The organism is Aeromonas sp. HMWF014 (assembly GCF_963878295.1).
Taxonomy (GTDB): Bacteria; Pseudomonadota; Gammaproteobacteria; order Enterobacterales; family Aeromonadaceae; genus Aeromonas; species Aeromonas popoffii.
In genome coordinates this window covers 1-9,554 of record NZ_CAWNYS010000150.1, presented here as the reverse complement: position 1 = coordinate 9,554, position 9,554 = coordinate 1, and the positions used below count along the sequence as shown (strand labels likewise).

Sequence of the window (9,554 nt, the reverse complement as noted above, 5' to 3'; positions counted from 1 at the left end):
CATCTCGGAGACGTGCTCGATCACCTCGTCCCGTATGTCCATGCAGAAGTCGACGTCGAAGTCGGGCATGGAGACCCGCTCCGGGTTCAGAAAGCGTTCGAACAGCAGGTCAAATTCCAGCGGGTCGAGATCGGTGATCTTGAGCGCATAGGCCACCAGTGACCCTGCACCCGACCCCCGGCCCGGCCCGACAGGAATGCCGTTGTCCTTGGACCACTGGATAAACTCCATCACGATGAGGAAGTAACCCGGGAAGCCCATCTGGTTGATCACCTTGAGCTCGATGTCGAGGCGCTCGTCGTACTCGCCGCGCTTGGCGACGCGAACCTCGGGATCAGGGAACAGGAAGGCGAGGCGGTCCTCCAGTCCCTCCTTGGACTTCATTACCAGGAAGTCTTCGGTGGTCATGTCGCCGGTCGGGAAGTTGGGCAGGAAGTATTCACCTAGGCGCACCGTCACGTTGCAGCGCTTGGCGATCTCCACCGTGTTCTCCAGCGCCTCCGGGATGTCGGCGAACAGCTCGGCCATCTCTTCCTGGCTGCGCAGGTACTGCTGCGGGCTGTAACGGCGCGGGCGACGCTTGTCCATCAGGGTGTAGCCATCGTGGATGGCAACCCGGATCTCGTGGGCATCAAAGTCTTCGGCGTTGAGGAACACCACCTCGTTGGTGGCGACCACCGGCAGCTCGAACTCGGTGGCGATGGCCACCGCCATGTGCAGGTAGACCTCTTCGTCGGGTCGACCGGTGCGCAGCAGCTCCAGATAGTAGGCGTCGGGGAAGTGAGTCCGGTAGAAGTCGAGGCATGACTCCGTCATCTGCCGGTTGCCCTTGAGCAGGAACTTGCCCACATCCCCCTCACGTGCACCCGAGAGCACTATCACGCCCTTGGCGTGATCCGCGAGCCAGGCCCGGTCGATAACGGGGCGACCCTGGACGTGACCGCGCTGGTAGCCACGGGAGATCAGCAGGGTGATGTTCTGGTAGCCGTCGTTATCCATGGCCAGCAGGGTGAGGCGAAACTGCTCGTCACCCAGCGCCTCGCTCTGCACCCAGAAGTCGGCCCCGACGATGGGCTTGATGCCCTTGCCGTGGGCGGCGCCATAAAAGCGCACCAGGCCACACATGTTCATCTGGTCGGTCAGTGCCAGCGCCGGCATGTTGTTGGCCGCTGCCGCCGAGACAATGGGGTTGATCTTCTGAAGGCCATCGACCATAGAGAAGTCGGAGTGGACCCGCAGGTGGATAAAACGGGGTTCAGCCATCGTCATACCCTCTCGTTGCACAGAGTGGCGCGCATGTCGTGATGCCGGCAGCTCTGCATGGTTTACTCGATCCCCAGTGCACGGCGCACCGGTTTGAAACTCTGCCGATACTCGGGCAAGGGGCCGCGCTCGGCCAGAATGGCAAGGTGCTCAGGCGTCGGATAGCCCTTGTGACGGGCGAAACCGTACTCGGGATGACGGCTGTCCAGCTCGGTCATTTCCCCATCGCGGGTCACCTTGGCCAGAATCGAGGCGGCGCTGATGGCGGCCACCAGGCTATCGCCCTTGACCACGGCGCGCGCTTCCATCGGCAATGCCGGGCAGCGGTTGCCGTCGATAAAGACCAGCTCGGGGGTGACGTTCAGTCCCGCCACGGCGCGCTGCATCGCCAGCATGGTGGCGTGCAGTATGTTGAGCTCGTCTATCTCCTGCGGCGTAGCGCGGCCGATGGCCCAGGCCAGCGCCTTGGCCTTGATCTCGTCAAACAGCGCCAGACGTTTCTTCTCGGAGAGCTTCTTGGAGTCTGCCAGCCCGACAATGGGGTTGGCGGGATCCAGGATCACGGCGGCCGTGACCACGTCACCCACCAGGGGACCACGCCCCACCTCGTCCACACCGGCAACCAGCCTGTCTTCGGGAATATCGATCATCATCTTGCAGCCTTGAATCAAAACAGGCCCCGCAGGGCCTGACATGGGGTCGATTAGCGCAGCATAATCGGCCGCCCGGGAATATTATCTGCCAAGCAGATCGGCCACCGCATCGGCGGCCTGCACATCGGCATTGCAGCGAATGCGCTGGTGCAGCCGGGTGAAGGTGGCGATGAGCTCGCGGTTATCGTGTTCCAGCAGCTTGCTGACCTCTTCCACCAGATTGTCCGGGGTGCACTCGTGCTGCAGCAACTCGGGCACCAGCATCTGGTCTGCCAGCAAGTTGGGCAGGGACACATAAGCGGTCTTCACCAAGCGCTGGGCCAGCCAGTAGCTGAAGGGCTTGAGCTTGTAACCCACCACCATGGGCTTTTTCACCAGCATGGCTTCGAGCGCGGCGGTACCGGAAGCGAGCAGCACGGCATCGGCGGCGATCATCGCCTCGCGCCCCTGTCCCTCCAGCAATACCATGTCGAGATCCGGCGCCAGCTCGGCCTTGATGGCCATGAACTGCTCGCGCCGTTTGTCGTTGACCAGCGGCACGATGAAACCGAGATCCGGGTAACGCACTGTCAGGTGCTTGCAGGCCTCGAGAAATACCGGTGACATGAAACCCACCTCGGCACTGCGACTGCCGGGCAGCACGGCCAGCCAGCGTCGGCCCGGGTCAATACCGAGCGCCTGGCGCACCGCGGCTTGATCCGGCACCAGCGGAATATCATCCGCCATGGTGTGGCCGACAAAGCGGCAAGGGGCATCGAAACGGTCGTAGAAGGCTTTCTCGAATGGCAGGAAGGCGAGCACCATGTCGGTGGCAGCCTTGATCTTGTGAATGCGGTTCTGACGCCAGGCCCACACAGAGGGGCTGACGTAGTGAACCGTCTTGATACCGGCGCGGCGCAGTTTCAGCTCCACCCCGATATTGAAATCCGGTGCATCCACCCCGACGAAGATGTCAGGCGGATTGGCAATAAAATGGCGCAGCAGTTCGCGGCGGACCTTGAGGATGCGGGGCAGACGGCCAAGCACCTCGGTGATCCCCATGACGGAAAGCTCTTCCATCTCGAACAGCGCCTTGACGCCCAGGGCCTGCATCCGCGGCCCGGCAATCCCTTCAAACTGCGCATCCGGATAGCGGCGCTGCAGTTCACGCACCAGCCCGGCTGCCAGGATGTCGCCGGAGGTCTCCCCGGCGACGATACCGATGCGAACGGGATCAGGCACGGATGATCCCGCGCTCGTTGTCCTTGAGGAAATCCACATAGAGCTGAACAGCCGGTTCACTGGCCGCCATCTCCATCAGCACGGGCAACACCTCTTCGATGGTCTTGCCGGAGCGGAAGATCTCCTTGTAGGCACGCTTGACGGCCGAGATGGCCTCAGGGCTATAACCGCGACGACGCAGCCCTTCGGAGTTGACCCCGAACGGCTTGGCGTAGTTGCCAGCCGCCATCACATAGGGCGGCACGTCCTTGTTCAGGGCAGCGCAGCCACCAACGAAGGCGTGGGAGCCAACCCGACCAAACTGGTGGATTGCGGAGAGACCGCCAAAGATCACGAAATCACCGATCACCACGTGGCCCGCCAGGGTCGCGTTGTTAGCGAAGATGCAGTGGTCACCGATGAGGCAATCATGGGCAACGTGCACGTTGACCATGAACAGGTTGCCGCTGCCCACCCTGGTCAGGGATTGATCCTGGATGGTACCGCGATGCACTGTGCAGTTCTCGCGAAAGACGTTGTTGTCGCCGATCTCGAGGAAAGTGCGCTCGCCAGCGTACTTCTTGTCCTGGCAATCCTCACCGATGGAGGTGTGCTGGAAGATCTTGTTGCCACGACCTATCTTGGTCGGGCCTTTGATCACCACATGAGAGCCTATCCAGGTGTTTTCGCCGATTTCAACCTCGGCGCCGATGACAGAAAAGGGGCCGATTTCAGCCCCTTTACCGATCACGGCAGACTCATGAACGATGGCAGTATCGTGAATGATGGCAGTCTGGTCGATCACGTGTATTAAACCTCGCGTTTGGCGCACATCAGCTCGGCGGTACAGACCACTTCACCATCGACGGTGGCGACACCGGTGAACTTGGCAATACCGCGACGCTCTTTCAGGAACACCACGTCAAGCACCAGCTGATCGCCGGGGCCGACCGGACGCTTGAAACGAGCGTTATCGATTGAGGCAAAGTAATAGAGTTCGTTGGGAGACGGCTTGCCCACCATGGTAAACGCCAGAATACCAGTGGCCTGCGCCATGGCTTCCAGGATCAGCACGCCAGGAAACACCGGCTTGGCCGGGAAGTGCCCCTGGAAGATCGGCTCGTTGAACGAGACGTTCTTGATAGCGCGCAGGGTTTTGCGCTCGTCGCTGATCTCGTAGCTTTCCACCTTGTCCACCATCAGGAAGGGATAACGGTGGGGCAGCAGATCCATGATTTCCTGGATACCCAGGCTCTTCTTTTCAGTAGTCAAAACAGTACCCTATACCAATCGTGATTATTCTTGATCCAGCTTCTTCTCAAGCTTGCTCAACCGCTTGTGCATCTCTTCGATACGCATCACCCGGGCAGCGGTCTTGCGCCACTCTTTATTGGTTTGCAGTGGGATGCCGGAAGAGTAGACACCGGGCTCGGTAATGGGTCGCATCACCATGGCCATGCCAGTAATGGTGGCCTGATCGCATATTTCCATGTGCCCGTTAAAGACAGCGGCGCCGCCAATGATACAGTATTTGCCGACCTTGAGACTACCGGCCATCGTGGTCGCGCCCGCGATGGCGGTACCGTAACCGATTTCGACGTTGTGAGCGATCTGGCACTGGTTGTCGATGATGACGTTATCCGCGATGCAGGTATCTTCCAGCGCACCGCGGTCTATGGTGGTGCAGGCCCCAATCTCGACCCGATTGCCTATGGTCACGCCACCGAGCTGGGGGATCTTGATCCACTCGCCACGCTCATTGGCATAACCGAATCCATCGGCGCCGATCACTGTGCCGGATTGAACCAGACAGTCGGTGCCCATGGTGATGTTGTGATACAGGGTGACGTTGGCCCACAACCGGGAGCGTGCTCCCAGTTGGGTATTTTTGCCAACAAAACAGCCAGGACCTATGCGCACGTCATCCCCCAGCACGACGCCGGATTCGATCACCGCATTGGCCCCGATGGCCACTCTCTCGCCCAGTTGCACGTCAGCCGCGATGACGGCGCTCGGATGGATATCCGTGGCCGGTTGCGGCGTGGTGTCCAGCAGTTGGGCTACCCGGGCAAACCCCACATAGGGGTCATTGATCACCAGGGCATTGGTGGAACAAAATGGCAAATCCGCTTCTGTAATGAGCACGGCCGTGGCCTTGCTCTGTTCCAGATAATGCCGGTACTTTTTATTGGACAGGAAGGTGATATCCCCCTCCCCGGCCTTTTCCAGTGTCGCTACCTTGCGGATTTCCAGGGTTCCGTCGCCATGGACCTGGGCCCCCAGTTGCTGGGCCAGCTGTGCGAGAGTGAATGCCATCAATTAGTTGCTCTTGCTTACCTGAGAAATAACCTGGGCAGAGATGTCCAGCTTGCTGGCGGCATACGGGGCAGCATTGCGCTCCAGCACCAGATCATAACCATTGCTCTTTGCAATGGATTCGATAGCAGCCTGCACCTTGGTCAGGATCTTGCCGCGTTCTTCGGACTGACGGCGACCGTTGTCCTGCTCGAACGCCTGACGCTTCTGGTTGAACTCCATCTGCAGCTTGGCCAGTTTCTCCTGGCTCTGCTTCTTCTGCTCGGCGCTCATGAAGGCTTCGTCCTTCTTGAACTTCTCGACCAGTTGCTGACCATCGGCTTCCAGCTTCTGCAGCTCACGCATACGCGGCTCGAATTCACCTTTCAGCTTCTTGGAGACAGCTTCACGCTGGGGCAGCTTTTGGAATACCTCGCCCATGTCAACCACAGCGATTTTGGTCTCGGCCAAGGCGGATCCCATGCCGGCAGCCATCAGTGCAAAACTCAAACCAGCTACTTTCAACGCTTTATTCACACTTACTCCTTGTTCCCTCATGTGAGGGCTACCTGATTTACCCGATTATGCAAGTGGTACCCGGACCGACTTGTTACCTGGTGAGGCACGCAAGATGCGCGTCCCATCATTGAATACCCCCACCGCATGGGTGGGGGTGCGTCCGTCCTTAGAAGGTACGGCCGATGTTGAATGAGAAGAACTCGGTGCGATCGCCCTCGTACTCCTTGAGCGGACGGGCAATCGCGAACACCAGCGGTCCCATGGGGGAAAGCCACTGCAGCGACAGACCCGCCGAGGCACGGTAGTTGGTCGGATCCGAATAGTCGGCCAGATAGTTACAACCACTGAAACAGCGGTTCTTGAACTGGTCATAGTCGAAGGTGGTATCCCAGACAGAACCGGCATCGATGAAGAAGCTGGTGCGCAGCTGAGGCTGATAGGTCTCGGACGCAAACGGCGTCGGCACTATCATCTCGAGGGATGCCACCGCCAGGGCGTTACCGCCCACCGAGCTGTCAGTCCCCTGGATGACGTCATTGCCACTCAGGTTGTAGTAGTAGAGCGCCTTCGGACCCACTGTATTGCTCTTGAAACCACGCAGGGTATCGAAACCACCCGCGAAGTAGTTCTCGAAGAACGGCAAGACGTGGTCATAGTTGCCGTTGCTGCCGTAACCGTTGCCGTAGGAGACGCGGGCCCGGGTCATCAGCACCCACTGGTGATCCGCATCGAACGGGAAGTAGTGCGCGTCTTCGGCGTTCAGCTTGAAGTACTGCAGATCCATGCCGGGCACAGTCACCTTGGCGTTCACACGCTGACGGTCACCTGCGGTCGGGAACATCCCCTTGTTGAGGGTAGAACGGGTCCAGCCTGCGGTGACGTCGACGGTGTTGAACGTCATGCGGTTGTCACCATCCTTGTTGTCACTGTAAATCTTCCAGAACTCATCCACCTGCAGATAGGGGTTGGGCTGGGACAGCTTGTTGTTCTCAAGCCCAAGGCTGAAGTCGAGGCGATTGTTCTCGTTGACCGGGAAACCACTGGAGAGGCGGTAGCCGATGGTGGTGTTCTCATAGTCGACTATGTTGGCATCGGCCGCACTGAACTTGTTGTAGTAGAGACGACTACCCAGGCTGACCCCATCCACGGTGAAGTAAGGATCGTTGTAGCTGAGGTCGACGCTCTTGGAGTACTTGTTGGTACTGGCGGAGATACCGATCTTCTTGCCGGTACCCATGAAGTTGTCCTGCTGCAGGCCCGCCTGCAAGCTCAGGCCCGATTCGGTACCATAGCCCACACCGGCGTTGATGGAGCCTGCTGGCTGCTCCTTGACCTTGAAGTCGAGATCAACCTGGTCATCGCTGCCAGGCACCCGCTTGGTGTCCACTTCCGCAGTTTCGAAGAAGCCGAGGCGGTTGAGGCGGGTCTTGGACTGCTCGACGCTGTCGGAGGAGAGCCAGGTGCTTTCCATCTGACGCATCTCGCGACGCAGCACTTCATCCTTGGTGGTGACGTTGCCGCTGAAGTTGATGTTGCGCACATAGACACGGGGACCCGGCTCTATGTTGACGATCAGCTCCACTTCCTTGGTCTTGTCATTGACCTGCGGGAAGGTGACCACTTTCGGATAGGCGTAGCCGTAACGGCCGAGGAACTTGGAAAGCACCTCTTCGGTATGGGTTACCTGGCTGGCGGAGTAGATGCCACCCACCGCTATGGGGATCAGGGCCTTCATCTCGCTGCCACGATCGATCATATCGCCCTTGAGTTGAACCCCGGAGACCTTGTACTGGTCCCCTTCCTTGATATTGAGGGTGACATAAACGCCCTTTTTATCGGGGGTCATGGAGACCTGGGTCGACTCCTGGGTGAAGCGGATGTAACCACGGTCCATGTAGTAGGAGCGCAGGGTCTCGATGTCACCGGCCAGTTTCTGCTTCTGGTAACGCTGATCACCGGTGAAATTCCACCAGGGCACATCATCCTTGAGGGAGAGCTGGGCCAGCAGTTTCTTTTCCGGGAAGACGTTGTTGCCGACTATGTTGATCTGCTGGATCTTGGCCGCTTCCCCTTCCACGAAGGTGAACTTGAGGTCAACCCGGTTGCGCGGCAGCGGAGTAACGATGGCCTTGACCTTGGCAGAGTATTTGCCCACGCCGTAGTAGAAATCTTCCAGACCCTTCTCGAGGGAGCTCAATACGGTGCGATCCAGCGGATCACCCACCCGGATGCCGGAAGACTCCAGACTCTGGGTCAGCTGCTCTTCCTTGATATCCTTGTTACCTGAAAACTCGATGCTGGAGATGGTCGGCCGCTCCTTGACTGCCACTTGCAGCACCTGACCGTCACGATAAACCCTCACGTCCTCGAAGTTGCCGGAGGAGTAGAGCTTCTTGATAGCGTTGGCCAGGGTCACGGAATCGACGGTATCGCCAACCCGGATAGGCAGGTTCAACAGGGCGGCTCCCAGCGTCACTCGCTGCAAGCCGTCGACCTGGATATCTTGCACCACAAAAGAGGCAGGGGCCGCCTGGGCCAGGAAACTGGCACCCAGCAGGCAACTCAACACCAATGCTTTTTTAACAGCCATTTTGTTCTTATGTGTCCTTGTTGATGCTCTGGCCTCAGAGGCGAGCGAAATCATTAAACAGCGCAATGCCCATCAGTAACATCAGAATGGCGGCGCCGATCCTGAAACCCACTTCCTGAATTTTTTCTGATACCGGTTTACCGGTGACTGCCTCGATGAGGAAGTAGACCAGATGGCCACCATCCAGCACCGGCAGGGGAAACAGGTTGATGATCCCCAGGTTGACGCTGATCAGCGCCAGAAAGCCGAGGAAATAGACCAGACCGTAATCGGCACTGCTGCCTGCGCCCTTGGCAATGGAGATGGGGCCGCTCAGATTATCCAGCGAAACAACGCCACCAATCAGCTTGCCAATCATGTCAAAGGTCAGAGTGGTCAGGCTCCAAGTCTTCTCGGCGCCCTGCCACAGGGCTTGTAAAGGCCCATACTGTAACAGAATTCGATACTCATCCGGTAATGGAACCAGTTGCGGTGACAGGCCGACAAAACCGACCAGCTGGCCCCGCACTTTTTTCACATCCGGGGTCAGGGTCAGGGTCAGCTCGCTGCCCGCCCGCTCCACCACCAGCAGCAGTGGCTGCTCCGGAGACTGTTGCACCTCGAGCACGAATTGGGCCCACTCGGTGACCTCCTGCTCGCCCACCCGCTTGATGCGATCACCGACCAGAATGCCGGCCTTTTCGCTGGCGCTGTTGGGCACGATGGCCTCGACCACGGGCAGAACCTTGCCACCGAGGGGCACAATCCCCAGGCTGCCGATGGGTGACTCCTTGTCCGGGTCGAACTTCCAGCCATCGAGCTGGAGGGTCTTGTCAACCACATAGCTGGTATTGGCCGCTTTCAGCTTGAGCTTCATGGAATCATCGCCCAAGTGGCTGATGAGGGCATAGGTCACGCTCTCCCAGTCACCGGTCGCCTTGTCGCCGACACCGACGATCTCCATGCCGGGTTCGATCCCGGCCGCCGCGACTATGGAGGCGGGACGCACCTCCCCCACCACGGGTTTGACGGCAGGGACGCCGATCATGAACATC

Annotated in this window: 9 protein-coding genes; all 9 read right to left on the bottom strand. The window is 59.1% G+C overall.

What is annotated here, in order from left to right; all coding sequences use genetic code 11:
• Positions 1 to 1,263: DNA polymerase III subunit alpha (gene dnaE, locus AAC083_RS06050; protein ID WP_146181594.1), on the bottom strand; the 1,263-nt coding region annotated here is incomplete at its 3' end.
• 62 nt (positions 1,264 to 1,325) lie between these two features.
• A complete protein-coding gene (rnhB, locus tag AAC083_RS06045; protein ID WP_108536080.1) occupies positions 1,326 to 1,916 on the bottom strand; it encodes a ribonuclease HII in 591 nt (196 codons plus the stop codon).
• An 81-nt stretch (positions 1,917 to 1,997) separates the two neighbouring features.
• Positions 1,998 to 3,137 carry a lipid-A-disaccharide synthase gene (gene lpxB, locus AAC083_RS06040; protein WP_108536079.1) on the bottom strand — a complete coding sequence of 380 codons (1,140 nt, stop codon included), beginning with the start codon at positions 3,135 to 3,137 and terminating at the stop codon, positions 1,998 to 2,000.
• A complete protein-coding gene (gene lpxA / locus AAC083_RS06035) occupies positions 3,130 to 3,921 on the bottom strand; it encodes an acyl-ACP--UDP-N-acetylglucosamine O-acyltransferase (protein ID WP_084204677.1) in 792 nt (263 codons plus the stop codon). Before lpxA ends, lpxB begins: the two co-directional genes overlap by 8 nt.
• Before the next feature lie 5 nt (positions 3,922 to 3,926).
• The gene (fabZ, locus tag AAC083_RS06030; RefSeq protein ID WP_042038166.1) at positions 3,927 to 4,388 is read right to left on the bottom strand and encodes a 3-hydroxyacyl-ACP dehydratase FabZ; all 462 of its coding nucleotides are present in this window, start codon (positions 4,386 to 4,388) and stop codon (positions 3,927 to 3,929) included.
• Between the two features lie 24 nt (positions 4,389 to 4,412).
• The gene (gene lpxD / locus AAC083_RS06025) at positions 4,413 to 5,432 is read right to left on the bottom strand and encodes a UDP-3-O-(3-hydroxymyristoyl)glucosamine N-acyltransferase (protein WP_042038365.1); all 1,020 of its coding nucleotides are present in this window, start codon (positions 5,430 to 5,432) and stop codon (positions 4,413 to 4,415) included.
• A gap of 3 nt (positions 5,433 to 5,435) precedes the next feature.
• Positions 5,436 to 5,948: an OmpH family outer membrane protein gene (locus tag AAC083_RS06020; protein ID WP_042038165.1), complete on the bottom strand. Its 513-nt coding sequence runs from the start codon at positions 5,946 to 5,948 to the stop codon at positions 5,436 to 5,438.
• Between the two features lie 148 nt (positions 5,949 to 6,096).
• Positions 6,097 to 8,520 carry an outer membrane protein assembly factor BamA gene (gene bamA, locus AAC083_RS06015; RefSeq protein ID WP_108536078.1) on the bottom strand — a complete coding sequence of 808 codons (2,424 nt, stop codon included), beginning with the start codon at positions 8,518 to 8,520 and terminating at the stop codon, positions 6,097 to 6,099.
• 34 nt (positions 8,521 to 8,554) lie between these two features.
• On the bottom strand, positions 8,555 to 9,554 hold a 1,000-nt coding region (rseP, locus tag AAC083_RS06010; protein ID WP_108536077.1), incomplete at its 5' end, for an RIP metalloprotease RseP.

Bases quoted from the DNA above. Each gene is read 5' to 3' on its own strand.
- rnhB (WP_108536080.1), bottom strand. From the start codon at position 1,916: ATGATGATCGATATTCCCGAAGACAGGCTGGTTGCCGGTGTGGACGAG.
- lpxD (WP_042038365.1), bottom strand. From the start codon at position 5,432: ATGGCATTCACTCTCGCACAGCTGGCCCAGCAACTGGGGGCCCAGGTC.
- bamA (WP_108536078.1), bottom strand. From the start codon at position 8,520: ATGGCTGTTAAAAAAGCATTGGTGTTGAGTTGCCTGCTGGGTGCCAGT.